This is a genomic window from Bacillus sp. BS3(2021), assembly GCF_021043345.1.
Lineage (GTDB): Bacteria > Bacillota > Bacilli > Bacillales > Bacillaceae > Bacillus > Bacillus paralicheniformis.
In genome coordinates this window covers 259,317-279,497 of sequence record NZ_JAJNDM010000001.1, presented here as the reverse complement: position 1 = coordinate 279,497, position 20,181 = coordinate 259,317, and the positions used below count along the sequence as shown (strand labels likewise).

The window sequence follows — 20,181 nt, the reverse complement described above, 5'->3', positions numbered from 1 at the left end:
CCTTTCTTTTTGTCTCTGTATCTAGGACGACGGCTGCAAGCAAACCGTTCAATTGTATTTCAATAAGATAAAAAATCATCTTGTTTTCCGAGCGGGGTTTATGATGTACTGGAATTTAAAGGGGTGTGAGTAAAAAGGGATGGAACTGCAAAAACAAATCGTCTATGAAGAAAAACAAATTTTAAGGAAAGATCATATCATCTTTTGGGGTGCCGTCTTTTGTTTCTGGTTTGCTACATACATCTATGTCCCTGTTTTCGGATTATATTTAGACAACATCGGATTTTCATATTCAGCGATAGGAATAATACTCGGAAGCTACGGCGTCACCCAGATATTACTGCGGTTTCCGTTCGGCATCCTGTCAGATGTTCTTTCGCCGCTTAGAAAACAGCTGTTGATCAGCGGCTTTGCAATGTCTCTGTTGAGCTGCTGCATATTTCTGTTGTCCGATTCGTTCATCATGGTGATCACGGCCAGGCTGCTCGCCGGTATGACTGCGGCGATGTGGGTGATGGCAACCGTTTTATACTCGCAGTATTTCACAAAAGATCAATCGTCAAAAGCGATGGGCATCCTGCAGTTTTTAACGGTTCTCCCCCAATTTGTCAGCATGGCTGTCAGCGGATACCTCGTCCATTTGTTCGGCTGGATGTTTCCGTTTTGGATCGGTGTTGCCGTTTCGTGCATCGGGCTGATTCTGTCATTTTACATTAAAGATAACGGCCCCCGCCATACGGCCAAAGGGATGGCTTTGTCAGACTATATTAAACAGACGTTGCGTCTTCCTAATTTAAAAGCGATTACAACATTATCGTTTTTAGCCCATGCCGTGCTATTTATGACCGTGTTCGGGTTCACACCGATTTACGCGGAATCGGTCGGCATTGATGAGAAGCAGCTGATTTGGATTATGTGCGCTTTTTTTGTTCCGCAAACGCTGGCTTCCGTGTGGTGTATCTTTTACAAAGTAAAGGCCGCCGATGCACTGATATGGATATCTTATGTGATAACGGCTGTTTTCTTTTCCTTGCTGCCGTTCGCCGAGAACCTTTTCGCAGTGTGTGTGATCCACGCCGTGACAGGACTGACATTGGGGTTTATTTTTCCGCTTTTGGTCAGCAAAGTCGTCCAGCTTGGTACGCCTCAGCTCAAAATGTCTGTGATGGGTTTCTATCAATCTTTTTATGCGCTCGGTTTTTTTCTCGGACCGGTTGTGGCGGGAAAAACGGCTGAACTGTTCGGGCTGCGGGAGGTTTTTTGGTTTGCCGGGGCTTTGTCATTAGCAGGGGCAGGAGTGATGCTCGTTTCAAAGCAGTTTTCGATACGTACAAAAAGCAGGCGGGGATGATGCCTGCTTTTTGCCTTGCTCAATAAGATATTTTAGCAGAGCCGGCAGGATACCAATTGCCATTCTGCGCTTTTGCCCATCCGTAAACCATATCGCCTGAATTGACCTTTTCTCTGATCAGCTCAAGCCTTTCGCTTGAGTTTGCCTCATACCTGCTTCCCGTTTTTGCCGGTATTTTCACAGATAAAATGTTGTCCTTTAATGTATCAGGCTCCTCATCAGTGCTTGTCCATGCGACTCTTTCATAATAAGTCTGATTAAACGGACTCTCCAATCCTTTAATATAAAAGCGAACTGTTTTGCCAACCACCTTGACATCTGTATATGCCGTGCTGTAGGGATGAATCGATTCCTGAGAAATTGACTTTCCGTATGCCAAAACAGACGTTCCGCCAGCACCGCAAAGCATGATTCCCAACATGAAAACGACCGCTGCCAACTTTTTCAACATGAAAACTCCTCCTTTTTTTCAACTCTTTATACATGTTTAATTTTACCATATTTTCCGTTTGCTTCTTTGCTGTGGATTTGTACATTTGTTGAATATAGGGAAATATTGGTTAAAGGGAGTGAGCGGGGATAAACTTCTTTTGCTCGTTATTTTCTCGACAAATTGGAGCGAACACCTTAAGCCTCTTTCTGTATTCTTCTTTTTCCTCCACTGCTGAACCGATTGTCTCCATTATTCCAAAATAAAAAGGATACGCTGAAGCGCATCCATATCTTAATATCAGTTTGAATAGATAATGATGATCCTTTAATAAGGATCTTCACTATGGCCTTTTTCTTCCGCCTGTCTCGGCGCATCTTCGGCGCCTTCTGCCCCGATCGGCTCCCGGCTGGATGTATTTTGGCTGGAAGCGTTTTTTAATCCTTCTTCAACCCTGCTTCCATATTCCTTGTCGCATTGCTTGAGCATCTCGATCATTTTCGTTTGAATTCTTTGATCGCAGGGGGCAAGTGTATTGACCAGATTCGTAATCAGCTCGTCCTTTTCCCAGTCTTCGAAATGCCTGTACGTGTCCCCGGCCTGCTTGAAATTATTCTGTCTTTCGATACTTTCGCGCACCAGATTTCCTTCGACATGCGGGGTATATTCTTTGCCGTCCTGCTTCGCTTCTTTCAGCCCGTTGATAGTTGAAGGTTCATAGTTGATGTGCGGGCTTTGATTTTTGCCTAAGTCGACCTTGTACTGCATCTGGCCGCCCCGCTGATTGGTTGCCACCCTTTTTTTCGGTGCATTGATCGGCAGCTGCAGATAGTTGGCCCCTACCCTGTATCTCTGTGTATCAGAGTAGGAAAACGTACGTCCCTGAAGCATTTTGTCATCGGAAAAATCAAGTCCGTCGACAAGAACCCCTGTTCCAAATGCCGCTTGCTCGACTTCTGTAAAGTAGTCTTCGGGATTTTTGTTTAATACCATTTTGCCGACAGGAAGCCAAGGAAATTTCTCCTCAGGCCATAGCTTCGTATCGTCAAGCGGATCAAAATCAAGTTCAGGATGCTCATCATCGCTCATGATTTGAACGAACAACTCCCACTCGGGATAGTCTCCCCGCTCAATCGCTTCGTATAAATCTTGTGTGGCGTGATTGAAGTTCTTCGCCTGAATTTCTTCCGCCTCTTTTTGCGTCAAGTTTTTTATGCCCTGCTTCGGTTCCCAGTGATACTTCACAAGGACGGCTTCTCCTTCTTGATTTACCCATTTGTACGTGTTGACACCGGACCCCTGCATCTGCCGGTAGTTTGCCGGAATGCCCCAAGGAGAAAACAAAAATGTGATCATGTGCATGGCTTCAGGCGTGTTGGAAATGAAGTCAAAGATTCTTTCGCCATCCTGCAAATTCGTAACCGGGTCCGGCTTAAATGCATGGATTAAATCAGGAAACTTCACCGCATCGCGGATAAAGAAGATCTTCAAGTTGTTTCCGACTAGATCCCAGTTCCCGTCCTCCGTGTAAAACTTAACGGCAAATCCGCGGGGATCGCGAAGCGTTTCCGGTGAAGATATCCCGTGGGTCACCGTCGAAAAACGGACAAACACCGGGGTTCTCTTCCCTTTTTCCTGAAACAGTTTTGCTCTCGTATATTTTGAGACCGGCTCATCGCCTGCTGTTCCATAAGCTTCAAAATAGCCGTGCGCTCCGGCCCCCCTGGCATGGACGACCCGTTCGGGAACCCTCTCCCTGTCAAAGTGGCTGATCTTCTCCAAGAAATCATAGTTCTCCAATGTGGAAGGCCCCCGGTTGCCCACGGTCCTGATATGCTGATTGTTTGTGATCGGGTGGCCCTGCCGGTTCGTTAACGTCTCATCCGTCTCCATGTCAGATTTCTGCTCGTTTGAATGCTGATCCATCTCCGTACCTCCTTTATTTGGAATTAATAATAACTTATCCCAAATTAAGGGAGTTATTCAGTTTTAATATATTTAATCAACGATAATGAATTTTTCTTTATAATTATTATAAATAAATATTGTTTTTTTCTTGAGAAATGTTATCATTGTTTTGTAATTAAAATTTACGCGAGGTGATCCTTTGATGACGACAAATAAAAACAACCTAACAACCAGCTGGGGCGCTCCCGTTGGAGACAACCAAAACTCAATGACAGCTGGTTCACGCGGACCGACGCTGATTCAGGACGTCCACTTGCTCGAAAAGCTCGCCCACTTCAACAGAGAGCGTGTGCCTGAACGAGTTGTGCATGCAAAAGGCGCCGGTGCGCACGGTTACTTTGAAGTCACAAATGACGTTTCCAAATATACAAAAGCCAAATTTTTATCAGAAGTCGGAAAACGCACACCGTTATTCGTCCGTTTTTCCACTGTTGCAGGCGAAAACGGTTCAGCCGATTCCGTCCGCGACCCGCGCGGATTTGCTGTTAAATTTTATACAGAGGAAGGGAACTATGATCTCGTCGGAAACAACACACCTGTTTTCTTTATTCGCGATGCGATTAAATTCCCTGATTTCATTCATACACAAAAGCGCCATCCGGTCACACATTTGAAAAACCCGGATGCCGTATGGGATTTTTGGTCATTGTCTCCAGAGTCCCTTCACCAGGTGACCATCCTGATGTCTGACAGAGGCATCCCCGCCACTTACCGGCACATGCACGGTTTCGGTTCCCACACATTCAAATGGGTGAATGCCGAAGGAGAAGGCGTCTGGATCAAATACCACTTCAAAACAGAACAAGGCATTAAAAACCTGACCGAAGAAGTGGGGACAAAGATTGCAGGTGAAAACCCCGATTATCATACACAGGACTTGTATGAGGCGATTGAAAAAGGAGACTTCCCGGTATGGAAGCTGTACGTTCAAATCATGCCCCTGGAGGATGCGGATACGTACCGTTTTGATCCGTTCGATGTTACAAAAGTATGGTCGCAAAAAGATTATCCGCTGATTGAAGTCGGCCGCATGGTTCTAAACCGCAATCCGGAAAACTATTTCGCAGAGGTTGAACAAGCTACATTCTCCCCTGGAACATTGGTGCCCGGCATTGAACCGTCTCCCGACAAAATGCTCCAGGGACGCCTGTTCGCATATGCGGATGCGCACCGCTACCGCGTCGGCGCAAACCATAACAGCCTGCCGATCAACCGTCCGAAAGCGGACGTCCATAATTATCAAAGAGACGGACAAATGCGCTTTGATTCAAACGGCGGGGGCTCTGTCTACTATGAACCGAACAGCTTCGGAGGCCCTCAGGAATCTCCTGAAAACAAAACAACGGCTTATCCGGTGTCAGGTTCGGCGGACAGCACTTCTTACGACCATAACGACCACTACACACAGGCTGGCGATCTTTACCGCCTCTTGAGCGAAGAAGAGCGGACTCGTCTTGTCAGCAATATCGTAGGTTCGATGAAGCAGGTGACAAAAGACGAAATCAAGCTTCGGCAAATTCAGCATTTCTATAAAGCAGATCCGGAGTACGGCACACGAGTTGCCGAAGGATTGGGCTTGTCCGTTCCGCAGGAAGTTTAAGGCTAAATCATTTCAATCATTCTCAATGAATATTCTCATTTTCTCAGGTACAGGCACCCGTCTTCTTAAGCATGCGGGTGCCTGACCTTAATCAAAGAACGACAGGGGATGTTACGTGTGGAAGACGAACAGCTCGTCCCTTTCTTAAAGAAGCGGGGTTTACGAATAACGGCTCAGCGCGTCCTGATTTTAAAAACGATCGCTTCTCTGGGCGGCCACCCATCGGCGGAAGACATTCACCGGGAATTGCCGTACATGAGTCTCCCGACAATCTACAGCAACTTGAAATTATTTGTGAAGCTCGGCATTTTAAAAGAGCTGTCCCATGGAGACGCAAAAAGCAAATATGAATTATTTACATCAGAGCACTATCATGTTGTCTGTAAATCATGCGGAAAAATCGCTGATCTGGACTATCCTCACCTCAAAGAGGTTGAGCATGCAGCAGCACAATTGACGAACTTTAAAGTGAACTCGCATTATTTAGGGATTTACGGAATCTGTACAACATGCCAAGAACAGCAGCAGAGGTGAAGACATATGAACCGAAAAAAAGTCGGCCTGTTAGTCATGGCATACGGAACCCCTTATCAGGAAGAAGATATCATTCCGTATTACACGCATATCCGTCATGGAAAACGGCCGTCCGATGATATGATTGAAGACTTGAAAAAACGCTACAAGCATATCGGCGGAATCTCTCCGCTCGCGGAAATTACGCTCGCTCAGGCAAAAGAGCTGGAAAAAACGTTGAACGAGCGCCAAGATGAGGTCGAATACGTGATGTATCTCGGCTTAAAACACATCTCTCCGTTTATCGAGGATGCGGTTGAACAAATGAAAAAAGACCAAATTGAAGCGGCCGTTTCCGTCGTCTTAGCTCCCCACTATTCCACCTTCAGTACCGAAGTATACAATCGGCGCGCCAAACAGGCCGCAGCAGCAATCGGCGGCCCCCGGATCGCATCGATTGACGAATGGTATCAGGAAGAAGGCTTTATTCGCTATTGGTCTGAAGAAATCGGCAGCATTTTAAACGGCATGTCTGAAAAAGAACGAAAAAAAGCGGTTCTTGTATGCTCAGCACACAGCCTGCCGGAAAAAATCAAGGAGCATGGAGATCCATACCCGGATCAACTCGAGAAAACGGCCCAACTAATCGGAGAACAACTGTCGTTTGACCAGATCGCCGTAGGCTGGCAAAGTGAGGGCAACACACCCGATCCGTGGCTTGGTCCGGATGTCCAAGACTTAACAAAAGAACTGTATCAGGAAGGCTTCCGGTCATTTATTTACGCACCGGTCGGATTTGTCTCTGACCACTTGGAAGTGCTGTATGACAACGACTATGAGTGTAAAGCGGTTACGGACGAGCTTGGCGCAAGCTATCACCGTCCGCCTATGCCGAACACCGATCCGCGCTTCATCGATACGCTTGCCGCAGTCGTTGAGCGAACATACAACAGCACAGAACCGGAGAAAGCGGGACTGTAAATCGCTCCAAAAAATGAAAAACTGAAGAAAACATGATTTAGAAGCAGAATCTATGGCTATTCATTTCCATAGATTCTTTTTTTTTGCACCATTATGATGAAAGACCTTCAACTAAATGCGCTTATTCTCAGATTCGTGTCATTTGGCATAATCACCAGCTTATGCACAAATCCAACTCACATCATGATTATTCAGATTATTCAGAAACGTATGCTATGCTCTCTCTGATTCCAATAAAAGGGAGGGATCATCAGTGTCCATCACTTGGCATCCGCCGTAATTGTAAGCGCTTCCTATATAGCGGCGGCATGAAAAAAGAATAGGAGGAATGAATGTGAAGAAATTAATCAGCATCATCTTTATCTTTGTATTAGGGGTTATCGGGTCTTTAACAGCGGCGGTTTCGGCAGAAGCAGCTTCTTCGTTAAGCTCGGGCAAAGTAAATCCGCTTGCCGATTTCAGCTTAAAAGGCTTCGCGACACTAAACGGCGGAACAACAGGCGGAGAAGGCGGTCAGACGGTAACCGTAACAACGGGAGATCAGCTCATTGCGGCATTAAAAAATAAGAATGCAAATACGCCATTAAAAATTTATGTCAACGGCACCATTACAACCTCAAATACATCCGCATCAAAGATTGACGTCAAAGACGTGTCAAACGTATCGATTGTCGGGTCAGGGACCAAAGGCGAACTCAAAGGCATCGGCATTAAAGTATGGCGCGCCAACAACATCATCATCCGCAACTTAAAAATTCACGAAGTAGCTTCCGGCGATAAAGATGCGATCGGCATTGAAGGCCCTTCTAAAAACATTTGGGTTGATCATAACGAGCTTTACCACAGCCTGAACGTTGACAAAGATTACTATGACGGATTATTTGACGTCAAAAGAGACGCCGAATATATTACATTCTCTTGGAACTATGTGCACGATGGCTGGAAATCCATGCTGATGGGCTCATCGGACAGCGACAATTACAACCGGACGATTACATTCCACCATAACTGGTTCGAAAATCTGAATTCGCGTGTGCCGTCATTCCGTTTCGGAGAGGGCCACATTTACAACAACTATTTCAATAAGATCATCGACAGCGGAATTAATTCGAGAATGGGCGCACGTATCAAAATTGAGAACAACCTTTTTGAAAACGCCAAAGATCCGATTGTCTCTTGGTACAGCAGTTCACCAGGCTATTGGCATGTATCCAACAACAAATTTGTAAACTCCAGGGGCAGCATGCCGACTACCTCTACTACAACCTATAATCCGCCATACAGCTACTCACTCGACAATGTCGACAATGTAAAATCAATCGTCAAAAAAAATGCCGGAGTCGGCAAAGTCAATCCATAAACTTTGAGGTGAAACGTTCGGAGGCATTCCGAGCGTTTCACTCATTTCCATCCTCATACGCTTTCCAAACCGTAGGCAGCAGATCGGAAAGTTCATGTGCGAGAAGCGTATGGGCCGATCTGGTCTTTGTCCATGCGTCAGCACATGCGCCATGCAGGTGGACAGCATTCAACACCGCTTCTCTCGGATTCTCATGACAGCACAGCATTCCGAGAAGCATCCCGGTTAACGTATCTCCGGTTCCTCCCTTTGCCAGCGCCCCATTTCCCGTTACATTCCTCCAGCACTTGCCATCCGGGAAAGCAATGATCGTTTCATTGCCTTTCAATACAAGAGTAACACCGTGTTCCTCTGCATAATCTCGAGCATAACCGGCCCGGTTCGTCTCAATTTCTTGAATGGACAAGCCTGTCATTTTCGAAAATTCCCCCGGATGCGGCGTTAATATCACCGGTGCTTCCCTTTCTTGATACGTTCGTTTTGAAAGAGCACCCGCATCAAGGACAACCGGGCAGTCTTTCGTCAATACGTTCCGGACCGCTTGCTCAGTCATTTGCGAAAGCGGCAGCCCCGGCCCGATCGCAATCGCCCGGTAAGATTCGGCAATCTCGCTGGACGCCGCCTTTTCTAAGCCGTCCCGCCAATACGTCGCTTCAGGGAGAACGGGGACGATCAACGGAATGGCACTTCCGCACGTTCCGATGACAAGCTTTCCAAGACCGCTCCGCATCGCCCCAATTCCTGCAAGGAGAGCCGCTCCCGGCATATCATCGCTTCCCGCGAGCAAAAGGCCGGTTCCATAAGTTCCTTTATGACTTCCATTCCCCCTTTTCGGCAATGAGCCCTTCACACAGTCTTTCGTCCATATCGGCAATTGTTCTGCAGACATCCGGATCACACCTTTCAATACAAAGTTTAAACAAACGTTTAATTAAATACTAACTGAATATACCCTTCACCGCTCTTTAACATGCAAAATAAAAGCAGTTGATGAGCGGGCCATATAAAAAAAGACAGCTTCTCGGCTTGAAGCTGTCTTTTGCGGTTTTCTACTAAGAAAGCCGGCCGACAGGCGCATCCAGACGATAAAGTCTTGAATAGCGCGGATTGTTTTCCAAAAGCTGCTGATGGCTCCCTGCCATTGCAAGCTTCCCTTTGTCTAAAAACAGAATCCGGTCGGCCGCTTCGGCTCCTGCCAAATGGTGTGTAATCCATAGAACCGTCTTTCCATCAAGCACTTGAAACATCGTTGATAGAAGCTCTTTCTCTGTTTTAGGATCAAGACCTATAGTCGGTTCATCCAATACAACGATTGGCGCATTCTGCAGCAGAATCCGCGCCAATGCAATCCGCTGACGTTCTCCGCCTGAAAAACGAATGCCCGTTTCCTGAACAGATGTATGATATCCTTCGGGAAGAGACTGAATATAATCGTGAAGCTTCACCTGGCGCGCCGCCCAATACACGTCCTCATCGCTCGCGTCAGGGTTTCCGAGCCTGATATTATTCAAAACCGTCGTATCAAACAGATGCGGCTGCTGATTAAAAACGGAGACTGCGCGTGAGATTTCTCCCTGAAGAGACTGCGTAGAAATGCCGTTCAATGTAATGTTTCCTTTAGAAGGAGCGAGCGCCCCTTGTATTAACGACAAGATCGTCGATTTACCAGCGCCGCTCGGCCCGAGCAAAGCGGTCTTTTCCCCCTGCTTTAATATAAATGAAACACCGTCCAACACCGGATGGCCTTCTTCATAAGAAAAACAAACATCTTCAAAGCGAAGCGTGACATCGTCCAAACCTACAGCCTCCGCCCGTTCCTGCTGAACAGCGCCTCCAATTTCTTCCCTTTTCGGCGGCTCAAGCCCGTCCATTCTTTCTAAAGAATCCTGATACTCAGGGATTGACGCCGCTGCGTCTGAAAGCGGAAAGAAAGCTTCTGTCAAAGGAAACACAACAAGGACAAACGCTGCAATAAACACAGGAGCCAGGGCGCCTTCCGCGCTTTGTCCGCCCGCCCATATTAACATCAGAAGAACAAGTCCTGCCGCCAGGCATTGCATGGCAAAGTCCCTCCAACGACTGAAGCGCATCCGTTTCTTTTCGATCGCCAGCCATTCCTGCTCTGCCGCTTCATACGCATGGACGAAGTCGTTTTGCCGGCCGCTGAACACCCAGTCGCTCACGCCCATGACCGCGTCTGTCAGCTGACGGTACAAGAGGCTTCGTCCTCTTTTCAGCGCAACATTTTTCGCCCTTGTCACAAGCAGGGAAACAAGCGGAACAAGAAACACGAAAACCGCTGCATAGATCGCGATCAGCCCTGCAAAAGGCCATGAAAAAAAGCCGATAGCAGTGATGAATACGCCATATAAAAGAAGCGCCGACAGCCCGGGAAATACCGTTCTCAAATACATGTCCTGCAAATGCTCAACATCGTCGGCCAAAATGCCGAGCATATCCCCCGTCCGAAAGCGTTCACGCCATTTTAAAGCTTGAGGTTCCAGCATCCTGTAAAGCCTGACGCGCATATCGGATAAAATTTTCAAGATGATATGGTGTCCGGTCAACCGCTCAACATAGCGCGACACCGAGCGCAGAATCCCGAAGGTGCGGACCGCTACGATCGGGACATAAATCATCAAAACATTTTCCGGACGCGTAGCCGCTTTGGATATTAAATAACCGGAGGTAAACATGAGAGCTGCAGCCGAGCATGCCGTCAATCCGCCAAGCAACACGACAATGATCAAAAGCCTTATATTTTTCTTGATATAGGGCAGAATCCACCCGTCTTCATTGTTCATGATGCACCTCCAAACGACTGCGCCTGCACAAGCTCGTAATAAACGCCCCGCTTTTCAATCAATTCTTGATGTGTACCGGTTTCAGCCACCTGTCCATTCTTTAGCACGATAATTTCATCCATATCAAGCATCCAGTGAAGACGATGAGTTGCCATAAAAACCAGTTTGTCTTCAAACAATTTCAGCATCGTTTTTTTCAATTCGTATTCTGTTTCGATATCCAAGTGAGCGGTCGGCTCATCTAAAAGGAGAATCGGACGGTTGCCCAGGAAAGCCCGGGCAACGGCTGTGCGCTGCGCCTGTCCGCCGCTTAATGCCCTCCCGCCTTCACCGATCCGCTCCTCTAAGCCGGACGGAAGCTGATCAATCAGCTCCGTCAGCCCGGCGGCTCTTGCTGCCTGTTCAACTTCTTCGTCAGAAGCGCCGGGATGATAAAAACGGATATTGGCTCCGAGCGTATCCGGAAAGATATAGGGATGCTGCGGAATATACAGGAGCTGATTTTGCCAGCTGTCTGTCTGCAAATGCGTCCTCTCTTTTCCCCCGACTTTGATCACGCCGCTTTTCGTTTCCAAGAAACCGCCGAGCACATCGATAAGCGTAGATTTTCCGGCACCGCTTTCTCCGATGATTCCGATTTTTTTCTTTCCTTTAAACGATAGAGAAATGCCGGATAATGAGGAGTTTTCCTCCTCATCATGCCGCACCTCTACATCCTTGAACTCGATTTGATCGTCGTCTGACCATCGCTCAAGATCCAAAGGCGCCTCATCCTTGAAACCGGGCGACTCCAATATCGCCTTGATCGCTTTACCGGCTTCCCGTCCGTTCAACGTAGCATGATAGTCATTGCCGACTTCCCGGACAGGGAGAAAAAACTCAGGCGCAAGAATCAGAATGGCTAGCGCCGGCTCCAGTATGATAGTGCCGTCAACAAGACCGAGACCGAGAAAAACGGCTACGGTCGCCACGGACAGCATGGTAAAAAAATCCAGTGCAAACGAAGACAGAAAGGCAATTTTAAGCGTGCCCATCGTCGCTTTCCTGTACCGTTCGCTCACATGAAAAATATTCTTCGTATGTGAACGGCTCATGCCCAGCACTTTCAATGTTTCCAGGCCGCGCAAGGAATCAGTAAAATGATTTGAAAGCATCTCATACGTCTTCCACTGGCTGTCCGCTTTTCTCTTTGCCGCATAGCCGAGAAGGATCATAAATGCGATTAAAATCGGCAGCGTAATCATTAAGACTGCAGCGGAGGATGTGTCTTTAAAAAAGACATAACAGACAACCGCCGGCGGTATAACAGCCATGCTGATCATTTTTGGCAAAAACAGCTCCAAATAGCGGCGAAACTGCGCAATTCCTTCCATCGCGAGTGTGACGACGTGACCTGTTCCTTCTTTTCTCGCCAGTCCGGGGCCGGATTGGAAAAGCTTCTCCAAAAACTTTTTCCGCAGGTCGGCCCCTGTCTTGGCGGCATAATCAAAAATCAGCCTTTGCCTGACAAGGGTCACGGCATGGCGGAATAAAAAAGCGGCGGTAAATAAGATGATCAGCGGAACAAGCGAACCGACCCGCTCGCCGTTAAAAAGGCGGGTCACCGCTTCAGCAAGCCATTCGGCCTGCATGATAATAGCTGCGCCCTGCATGCATGTCAGTACGGTGAGTGCTGCAAGAATTCGCTTCATTCCTTTATATTGCAAAAGATCTTTTCCCATTAATAAATCATTGGCTCCTTACTGCTGACCCGTTTTCGAAAAACATAGTAGCTCCAGATCTGATAGCCCAGCACGAACGGAAGCAGTGACAGCGCGACGATCGTCATCACTTTTAAAGAATAGTCTCCTGATGAAGCATTATAAACCGTTAAATCATATGCGCTTTTGACCGAGCTGATCATGACGCGCGGGAACAGCGCAGTGAAAATCGTCGCCACTGTGAGGGCGATCCCAGCCCCTGTCATAGCAAATGTCCAGCCGTCGCGTTTTTGTTTCATAAATACGATCGACAGCACATAACAAACGACAATAAGAGCCGCAAGAGGTATCGTCACATGTCCCCTGCCCGTGAACAAGTCCGTTTCAAAAATGGATAAAGCAACAAAGGCAACAAGCGCCGCCAAAACGGCGAATACGACTTTTTTAGCCAGCTGTCTTGCCCGGTCGCGCAAATCGTCTTCCGTTCTCAACGTAATAAAGATCAGGCCGTGCAGCAGGCAGAGAAGCGTAACGGTGACTCCCCCTGTTACGGAATAGACGTTCACATAGTCAGTAAAACCGGCGTGCAGATTCATATCGGCATCAATCGGCATACCGCGCAAAATACTGGTAAATAAAACACCGAACAAAAACGGGGGCAGAATGCTGCCGAAAAATACGACCCAATCCCATGTTTTCTTCCATTTTGCGGTTTCGACTTTCCCTCTAAATTCAAACGCGACTCCGCGTCCGATCAATGCAAGAAGAACAAAGACAAACGGAATGTAATATCCGCTGAACATCGTGGCATACCAGTTTGGAAAAGCCGCGAAAATCGCGCCTCCCCCAGTCAGCAGCCAGACTTCATTGGCATCCCAGAAAGGGCCGATCGTATTGATCATCACCCTCCGTTCAAGCTCGTTGCGCCCGAGAAACCGGGTCGCCATTCCGACGCCGAAATCAAAACCTTCAAGAAAGAAAAAACCGATGAACAGCACAGCGACTAATATAAACCAAAGTTCATTAAGAGATACCATGGTAAACCTCCTGATCAAACGGGTCTGTCGATACGGAATCATCATGATGGTGGTCATGGTGTGCAGCCCCTTTTTTAATCTCCCGCACAAACAAGTAGACAAGAACGAGCGCCAGTACAAGATAAATCGCTGTAAACGCGATGACGGAAAACAGCAGCATTCCTGCTGATACGTTCGGCGACACGGACTGCGCCGTTGTCAAAATACCGAACACCGTCCACGGCTGGCGTCCGATTTCAGTCATGATCCACCCCGCCGTATTTGCAATGAATGGAAAGGCGATTAAAGCCACCATCGTCCGCAAAAACCATTTGCTTGTTTCAAGTCTTTTACGGAAGCTGAGATAGAGGCCAGTCAAAGCGGCAACGATCATTAAAAGTCCTGAACCGGCCATGATTCTGAAGCTCCAGAACGTCGTTTTCACCGGCGGAATATAATTTCCTTCTCCGTATTTTTCTTCATATTGCTTTTGCAGCGTCTTCATTCCGGGCACATCGCCGCTGAATTGTTTATAAGCCAAATAGCTGAGCGCATACGGGATGCTGAGCTCTGATTTGTTTTCCTGCTTGTCCGCGTCAATGTTCGCAAGCACCGTCCAAGCTGCAGGATCGCCGCTGTCATCCCAAAGCGCTTCGCTGGCAGCCATTTTCATCGGCTGGCTCTTCATCAGATGCTGGGCCTGCTCATGTCCGCTGAACGCTACGCCGATGCCGGAAACAAGCGCCACAATCATCGCGATTTGAAAGGATTTTTTAAAAAAGAGCAATTCCTGTTTTTTCAGCATTTTATACGCGCTGACACCGGCAATGAAAAACGCTCCGGTGGCAAGCGCACCGAAAATGACGTGCGGAAATTCAACCCATAGCTGCGGGTTTTTAATAATCGCAAAGAAATCGGTCATTTCCGCGCGGCCGTTTTTGATCGCGAATCCGACAGGCTCCTGCATAAACGAGTTGGCCGCTAAAATCCAAAACGCCGACATGATCGTTCCAAGCGAAACAAGCCAGATGGACAGCAAATGGATCTTCTTCGGAAGCCGGTCCCAGCCAAATATCCACAAACCGATAAACGTCGATTCCATAAAGAAAGCAAGCAGCGCCTCCACCGCGAGCGGAGCGCCGAATACATCACCGACAAAGCGGGAGTACTCCGACCAGTTCATTCCGAACTGAAATTCCTGTAGAATCCCGGTGACCACACCGACTGCAAAATTAATTAAAAATAAGTGCCCCCAAAATTTAGCCATCGTTCTGTAAATGTCTTTTTTCTTTACGACGTATAGAGTTTCCATTAAAGCAACCATAAAGACAAGCCCGATTGACATCGGCACAAAAATAAAGTGAAAGATCGTTGTTGAAGCAAATTGAAATCTTGCCAAAATGAGTTCGTCCACTGTTCCAGTCTCCTCCTCTTTGTTCTAGCCGGACCGTTGCCGAATGGGCATCACCCTTGCTCAAAGTTTCACATGAATCTTATGAATATGATCACAGACAAAAGGGTGACCTTGGCCCACATTGATGTTCCGATATTATCCGGATGGTTATTTATACCTGTACTTTACCGCGAATCCCTTCTTAAATAAAGTACATATTCCCTAATTTATGGATGTCATTGTGACAATTATCCGAAGAAATTATAGATATTTTGTGACACTGTGGTTAACAAGAACTAAATCAGCATGAGAAAAATGCCCCTCATTCCCGCGGAGCATTTTGTCATTCAACGGTTGCGATTCTCTGCGCAAAGCCTTGCGGATCAAAAGAATACCGTTATATGCAATCAAACAAATTCGGCGCTTTCCTTCAGCTTGAAAACGCCTGACGGAAAGTCCTGCTATTTTGTCCAATCTGTGAAATCTTCCCTCAGCCTTTTGCGCACGTCCTTCATCTATGCCTTCATGCAGCACCAGCTGATTGCACTGCGCATTTACCTGCTTGCTGCCGTATGCCTCCCTGTCGAGCTATTTTTGAAACATCGCTCCCTCAGGCTTTTACGAATGGATGGAATATTTATTACTTAAAAATAAACAATAACGATACCCTGTTTATTCTATGAAAATCGAACCATACATTTGTTCAAACAAAATACACAAAATTTGTGAAATGTTTCACAATATCCTGCTATACTTAGTTTGTATTTATGATAGATACTTCTTTAGCAAACACTTGATGGTGGTGGAAAACATGGAATCAAAATCACTTGTTCTAGTCGAAGAGCTTGCCTTAAAAAAGCAAAGCATTTTTATGCAAAGCCCGCTTCGTTATCTTTTACGAGCTATGCTGGCCAGTATGTTTATCGGGTTCGGAGTCATTGTAGCGTTTAAAACGGGGAATCTATTTTATGTTGAACATTCTCCGTTCACATATCCAATTGCAGCAATCACATTCGGGGGCGCCATTATTCTGATCGTCTATGGCGGAGGAGATTTATTTACGGGAAATACATTTTATTATACATTGGCTGCGCTTCGTAAAAAAATGCGTTGGCCCGCTGTTATCAAGCTGTGGATGTTCAGCTATGCAGGAAATTTAATGGGCGCCGTGTTTTTCGCAGGCCTCATCTTTGCGACCGGTTTATTTAAGGATCCTTCTTCCACCGGCTTTATACTTAGCGTGGCGGAGCATAAAATGAATACACCGGTGACCGAATTGTTTTTCAAAGCGATTTTGTGTAACTGGCTAGTCTGCCTTGCGTTCTTTGTTCCGATGGCGCAAAAAGGAGACGGAGCGAAAATGTTCTCTATGATGCTGTTTGTTTTTACTTTCTTTATTTCCGGTTATGAACACAGCATCGCGAACATGGCCACTTTTGCCGTCTCTCTGGTCACCGAGCATCCGGATACGATTTCGATTGCAGGCGCAATCCATAACTTGATTCCGGTAACCCTCGGGAACCTGATCGGAGGCGCGTTTATGATGGGCTTCATGTACCACTATGCAAACAAGCCGGGCGGTGAAGAAATCATCAAATAAAAAGATTGTCCATTTTTAAAGGATTCTAAATATGCGGGTTCCCTTCATAAAATCGTGGTAACTTTAAAAATGGAGGTTCAGCAGATGCAAAGTTTTCATTCGCTTTGCCAGCAGTTTGGACATATTTTAAATGGGGAGCCGCACATTGAACACGGTGTCTGTTCTGTCAGCATCAAACGGAATTTGCGCGTCACGATTCAAGGAAGGCCAAGCCGTGGAGTCGGCATGGAAGAAGTCATGTTCGAGTCGCTCGATCAAAACGGAATCGCCTTGAATATGGCCGAAGTTGCCATTTTGCCTGAAGAAATTCCGTTGTTTACAAAAAAGCTTGTCGATCAAGGCATCATCATCAGCGCTCTCCACAATCATTGGATTTTTACAAAACCGAATATTTTATATATTCATTTTCAATCTGTAGAACCGCCGTTAACATTCGCAAGAAAAACAGCTGCCGCTTTATCCGTATTGCGATAAAGCAGCAGCTGTTTTCTTTATCCGTTCATTTTTCCCATTTCTGAAAGTGCGACCCTTTCGACTGCTTTGGCCACAATCTCGTGAACATCAGGATTCAGCGGATCAGGCACAAGATCGCCTTGTTTTGTGCAGGATGCGATCGCTTCGGCGGCCGCGACCAGCATCGGGTGGCTGATCGATTCCGCTCCGGCATTTAACACGCCCCTGAAAATACCGGGGAACCCCAGCACATTGTTGACAGACCGTCCATCCGCAGCGTAGGCTGCCCCGGCCTCGAGCGCATCCTCAGGCTCAATCTCCGGCTTCGGATTGGACAGAGCCAAAATCACCTGGCCTTCCCGAACCCATTTCTTATTGATCAATCCCGGAACGCCGGTTGTCGCGACGATGATATCGCAGCTTTCCATCAATTCTTCGATGCTTTCAGCCGCATGGCCGCCATAGTTCTCTAAACGCGCCATCGCCTCAAGCGATTTATCCGTTCCGATGACACGTTTTACCCCATATGCCATAAACATTCTGCAGATCGCGACCCCTGCCGCACCCAGGCCGATTTGGCCGACATGGGCCTGCTTCAGATCGACCCCTGCACTCTTGGCGGCTGAAATGGCGGCCGCCAGTGTCACCACCGCAGTACCGTGCTGGTCGTCATGCATGACCGGAATATTCAGGTCGTTTTTCAGGCGCTCTTCGATTTCAAAACAATGCGGTGAACCGATGTCTTCAAGCAAAATACCGCTAAATCCGGGCGCAATGTTTTTAAGCGTCCGCACGATTTCGTCAGGATCATTCGTATCAAGCAGAATCGGAACTCCGCTGATGTCTGCAAGCTGGTCGAAAAGCGCGGCCTTCCCTTCCATAACAGGCATTCCCGCCACAGGCCCAATGTCTCCCAAGCCTAGGATGGCCGTACCGTCCGTTACAATTGCAACCGAATTGCCGATGCCTGTATAGATATTCGCTTTTTGCGGCTCTTCTTTAATAAGCTCGCACACATTCGCGACACCCGGCGTATACACCCGCCGCAGATCAGCGAGCGAGCGAATCGGCATCTTGCTTTTCACGCGGATTTTGCCGCCTTCATGGGCAGCCAGTACGTCGTCTGAAACGGTATGAAGATGGATGCCTTCTTTTAAGTTGCGGATCACTTCAAGGATCTCGGTAAGCTGTTCTTCATGCTCAACTTGAACCGTAATGTTCCGCATCGTATAATTCGGCCCCACCTTGATCGTTTCAACCTCTCCGATATCACCGCCGGCAAGGCCGATCGCCGTTGTCACCTTTCCAAGGTTTCCTGGTGCTGAAGGGATTTCCAGCATCAAATTCCGAATAATATTGTTGCCATTCATAACAGAATACCTCCATCAATTGTTTTAAAATCGGCTACTGAACCGGCGAGTCTTTTTTATCGGTGTACCAAATAAATTTACCTGTGTATCCGTACAAAATCGCAAGGCCGATTGAAACAAAGCTCAGCCACATGAACGGCAGATAAGAGAAGGTTGACACGCCGAGAATCCCCGCCATATATATCCCGTTGTCTGACCACGGCACCATGCCTGACGTCATCGTACCGCCGACTTCCGCGTTTCTGGAGAGCACCCTCCGGTCAATTCCGAGCTTGTCATAGCTTTTCTCCATAATTTTCGGTGTTAAAATGAGCGAGACGTACATCGCGCAGCCGAACACATTCGCCAGGAAAGCGACGATAATCGTCGAGAATGTGACGTTGCCGGCAGAAGTCAGCTTTTGCTGGAATTTGGACACGATCACTTTTAGAACGCCTAAGTGCTCCAAAAGGCCGCCAAAGCCCAGACCGAGAATGATAACGACGACCGAACCGAGCATGCCTTGAATTCCTCCGCGGTTTAAGAGCTCGTCCATAAATTTGATCCCGGTGTCGATGGAAAAGCCGTTGTATGCCGTGCCAAGTGCATCCGCAAAATTCATGCCTTGGAAGACCGCAGCCCAGATCGCCCCCAAAAGTGCGCCGATCGCGATCGTCGGCACAGACGGCTTTCTCATGGCCAAAAGAACGATAACGATAACAGCCGGAACAAGCATCCAAATATGAATATCAAACGTGTTTTGCAAAGAAGTTTTCAAAAATTCGACTTTCTGCAAATCGACATTTTTACTACCGTAAATAAATCCGGTAATGGTGAACAACACCGCCGTGATCAAATAGGCGGGAACCGACAAATACAACATCGCTCTGACATGGGTAATCACTTCGACCTTTGAAAGGGATGACGCAAGCACTGTACTATCGGAAAGCGGTGATAATTTATCTCCGAAATAGGCGCCGGACAGCACGGCTCCGGCTACAAGCGGAAGCGGTAGCCCCAGCCCTTCACCGATTGCCATCATGGCGATCCCGGCCGTTCCTACAGTACCCCAAGACGTACCTGTGGCCACAGAGGTGATCGAACAAATAATGAGCGTGGCAAGCAGGAATATGCTCGGATGGATAAACTCAAGCCCGTAATAAATCAAAGTCGGCACAACACCGCCGGCTATCCATGTACCGATCAGAGCGCCGACGGCAATCAGGATCAATATCGCTTCGAGTCCGTTTGAAATTCCGTTTGTAATCGATTTTTGCAAATCTTCATACCGGTGCCCCAGGCGCAGACCGAGCAAAATCACTAAAAACCATGAAATAAACAATGCCAGCTGAATCGGCAGATCAAATTTGACTGTAAATGAACAAACTATCGCTAAAAATGCACCTAATACACAAATGATTTCCAACATTGATGGCAACCGTGCTGTTTTCAACCTAAATCCCCCTTATTATTGAAACGCTTTCAAAATAAGCTACATAAAAATAGCAATCTGCTTCAATTTTTTCTTAAAAATTTAACTAACAACGAACAGTATACCACGAAAAAGGCTGACGCGGTACCACTTCACCGCTGTTGTCCTTTCTCTTCATAAAGTTATTGAAGGAAAGCGAAAACACTCTGTGTTTCTATCCCGGTAAAATGC

At 47.2% G+C, this 20,181-nt stretch carries 17 protein-coding genes; 7 read left to right on the top strand and 10 right to left on the bottom strand.

Annotated features, from left to right (window positions below):
- The first annotated feature begins 139 nt into the window (after positions 1-139).
- Positions 140-1,351: an MFS transporter gene (locus LQ247_RS01305; protein WP_101561317.1), complete on the top strand. Its 1,212-nt coding sequence runs from the start codon at positions 140-142 to the stop codon at positions 1,349-1,351.
- A 19-nt stretch (positions 1,352-1,370) separates the two neighbouring features.
- Here LQ247_RS01305 and LQ247_RS01300 read toward each other — a convergent pair whose 3' ends face one another.
- Complete coding sequence (locus LQ247_RS01300; RefSeq protein WP_026580310.1) at positions 1,371-1,802, bottom strand: hypothetical protein; 432 nt, start codon at positions 1,800-1,802, stop codon at positions 1,371-1,373.
- 306 nt (positions 1,803-2,108) lie between these two features.
- Positions 2,109-3,707 (bottom strand): catalase, encoded by a 1,599-nt coding sequence (locus LQ247_RS01295; RefSeq protein ID WP_026580311.1) that lies wholly within the window; start codon positions 3,705-3,707, stop codon positions 2,109-2,111.
- Between the two features lie 184 nt (positions 3,708-3,891).
- On the opposite strand from LQ247_RS01295, the gene katA reads away from it, so the two are divergent.
- The 4 genes from katA (at position 3,892) to LQ247_RS01275 (ending at position 8,203) form a co-directional block, all read left to right on the top strand.
- On the top strand, positions 3,892-5,349 hold the full coding sequence (katA, locus tag LQ247_RS01290) for a catalase KatA (protein WP_231005487.1): 1,458 nt from the start codon (positions 3,892-3,894) through the stop codon (positions 5,347-5,349).
- A 117-nt stretch (positions 5,350-5,466) separates the two neighbouring features.
- Positions 5,467-5,883: a Fur family transcriptional regulator gene (locus tag LQ247_RS01285; protein ID WP_020453429.1), complete on the top strand. Its 417-nt coding sequence runs from the start codon at positions 5,467-5,469 to the stop codon at positions 5,881-5,883.
- Positions 5,884-5,889: 6 nt separating this feature from the next.
- Complete coding sequence (gene hemH / locus LQ247_RS01280; RefSeq protein ID WP_101561316.1) at positions 5,890-6,843, top strand: ferrochelatase; 954 nt, start codon at positions 5,890-5,892, stop codon at positions 6,841-6,843.
- A gap of 334 nt (positions 6,844-7,177) precedes the next feature.
- Entirely contained in the window at positions 7,178-8,203 is a 1,026-nt protein-coding gene (locus LQ247_RS01275) for a pectate lyase family protein (RefSeq protein ID WP_231005485.1), read from the top strand.
- Between the two features lie 37 nt (positions 8,204-8,240).
- On the opposite strand, the gene LQ247_RS01270 is transcribed toward LQ247_RS01275, so the two are convergent.
- The 6 genes from LQ247_RS01270 to LQ247_RS01245 all read right to left on the bottom strand — a co-directional run bounded on the left by LQ247_RS01270 (position 8,241) and on the right by LQ247_RS01245 (position 15,590).
- Positions 8,241-9,092, bottom strand: a complete 852-nt coding sequence (locus tag LQ247_RS01270) for an NAD(P)H-hydrate dehydratase (protein ID WP_101561314.1) — start codon at positions 9,090-9,092, stop codon at positions 8,241-8,243.
- Positions 9,093-9,255: 163 nt separating this feature from the next.
- Positions 9,256-11,007, bottom strand: coding sequence for a thiol reductant ABC exporter subunit CydC (gene cydC / locus LQ247_RS01265; protein ID WP_105979485.1), 1,752 nt, complete (start codon positions 11,005-11,007; stop codon positions 9,256-9,258).
- Positions 11,004-12,728, bottom strand: coding sequence for a thiol reductant ABC exporter subunit CydD (gene cydD / locus LQ247_RS01260; protein WP_075212871.1), 1,725 nt, complete (start codon positions 12,726-12,728; stop codon positions 11,004-11,006). The genes cydC and cydD overlap by 4 nt, the downstream gene beginning before the upstream one ends.
- Positions 12,728-13,744 (bottom strand): cytochrome d ubiquinol oxidase subunit II, encoded by a 1,017-nt coding sequence (gene cydB, locus LQ247_RS01255; protein WP_231005483.1) that lies wholly within the window; start codon positions 13,742-13,744, stop codon positions 12,728-12,730. The genes cydD and cydB overlap by 1 nt, the downstream gene beginning before the upstream one ends.
- On the bottom strand, positions 13,731-15,137 hold the full coding sequence (locus LQ247_RS01250; protein ID WP_020453436.1) for a cytochrome ubiquinol oxidase subunit I: 1,407 nt from the start codon (positions 15,135-15,137) through the stop codon (positions 13,731-13,733). The genes cydB and LQ247_RS01250 overlap by 14 nt, the downstream gene beginning before the upstream one ends.
- A 240-nt stretch (positions 15,138-15,377) precedes the next feature.
- A complete protein-coding gene (locus tag LQ247_RS01245) occupies positions 15,378-15,590 on the bottom strand; it encodes a hypothetical protein (protein ID WP_158700734.1) in 213 nt (70 codons plus the stop codon).
- A gap of 337 nt (positions 15,591-15,927) precedes the next feature.
- Between LQ247_RS01245 and LQ247_RS01240 the strand changes: the two genes are divergently transcribed.
- Both LQ247_RS01240 and LQ247_RS01235 read left to right on the top strand, forming a co-directional pair.
- Positions 15,928-16,716: a formate/nitrite transporter family protein gene (locus LQ247_RS01240; protein WP_020453437.1), complete on the top strand. Its 789-nt coding sequence runs from the start codon at positions 15,928-15,930 to the stop codon at positions 16,714-16,716.
- 84 nt (positions 16,717-16,800) lie between these two features.
- Positions 16,801-17,190, top strand: coding sequence for a DUF1259 domain-containing protein (locus LQ247_RS01235; protein WP_020453438.1), 390 nt, complete (start codon positions 16,801-16,803; stop codon positions 17,188-17,190).
- Positions 17,191-17,207: 17 nt separating this feature from the next.
- On the opposite strand, the gene LQ247_RS01230 is transcribed toward LQ247_RS01235, so the two are convergent.
- Positions 17,208-18,539 carry an NAD-dependent malic enzyme gene (locus LQ247_RS01230; protein ID WP_105979483.1) on the bottom strand — a complete coding sequence of 444 codons (1,332 nt, stop codon included), beginning with the start codon at positions 18,537-18,539 and terminating at the stop codon, positions 17,208-17,210.
- 34 nt (positions 18,540-18,573) lie between these two features.
- Positions 18,574-19,971, bottom strand: a complete 1,398-nt coding sequence (gene nhaC, locus LQ247_RS01225; RefSeq protein ID WP_020453440.1) for a Na+/H+ antiporter NhaC — start codon at positions 19,969-19,971, stop codon at positions 18,574-18,576.
- Between the last annotated feature and the right edge of the window lie 210 nt (positions 19,972-20,181).

What these genes read in the sequence shown, in the direction of transcription:
- LQ247_RS01305 (WP_101561317.1), top strand. Translation starts at nt 140, where the DNA reads ATGGAACTGCAAAAACAAATCGTCTATGAAGAAAAACAAATTTTAAGG.
- LQ247_RS01300 (WP_026580310.1), bottom strand. Translation starts at nt 1,802, where the DNA reads ATGTTGAAAAAGTTGGCAGCGGTCGTTTTCATGTTGGGAATCATGCTT.
- LQ247_RS01295 (WP_026580311.1), bottom strand. Translation starts at nt 3,707, where the DNA reads ATGGATCAGCATTCAAACGAGCAGAAATCTGACATGGAGACGGATGAG.
- katA (WP_231005487.1), top strand. Translation starts at nt 3,892, where the DNA reads ATGACGACAAATAAAAACAACCTAACAACCAGCTGGGGCGCTCCCGTT.
- hemH (WP_101561316.1), top strand. Translation starts at nt 5,890, where the DNA reads ATGAACCGAAAAAAAGTCGGCCTGTTAGTCATGGCATACGGAACCCCT.
- LQ247_RS01270 (WP_101561314.1), bottom strand. Translation starts at nt 9,092, where the DNA reads ATGTCTGCAGAACAATTGCCGATATGGACGAAAGACTGTGTGAAGGGC.
- cydC (WP_105979485.1), bottom strand. Translation starts at nt 11,007, where the DNA reads ATGAACAATGAAGACGGGTGGATTCTGCCCTATATCAAGAAAAATATA.
- cydD (WP_075212871.1), bottom strand. Translation starts at nt 12,728, where the DNA reads ATGGGAAAAGATCTTTTGCAATATAAAGGAATGAAGCGAATTCTTGCA.
- cydB (WP_231005483.1), bottom strand. Translation starts at nt 13,744, where the DNA reads ATGGTATCTCTTAATGAACTTTGGTTTATATTAGTCGCTGTGCTGTTC.
- LQ247_RS01240 (WP_020453437.1), top strand. Translation starts at nt 15,928, where the DNA reads ATGGAATCAAAATCACTTGTTCTAGTCGAAGAGCTTGCCTTAAAAAAG.
- LQ247_RS01235 (WP_020453438.1), top strand. Translation starts at nt 16,801, where the DNA reads ATGCAAAGTTTTCATTCGCTTTGCCAGCAGTTTGGACATATTTTAAAT.
- LQ247_RS01230 (WP_105979483.1), bottom strand. Translation starts at nt 18,539, where the DNA reads ATGAATGGCAACAATATTATTCGGAATTTGATGCTGGAAATCCCTTCA.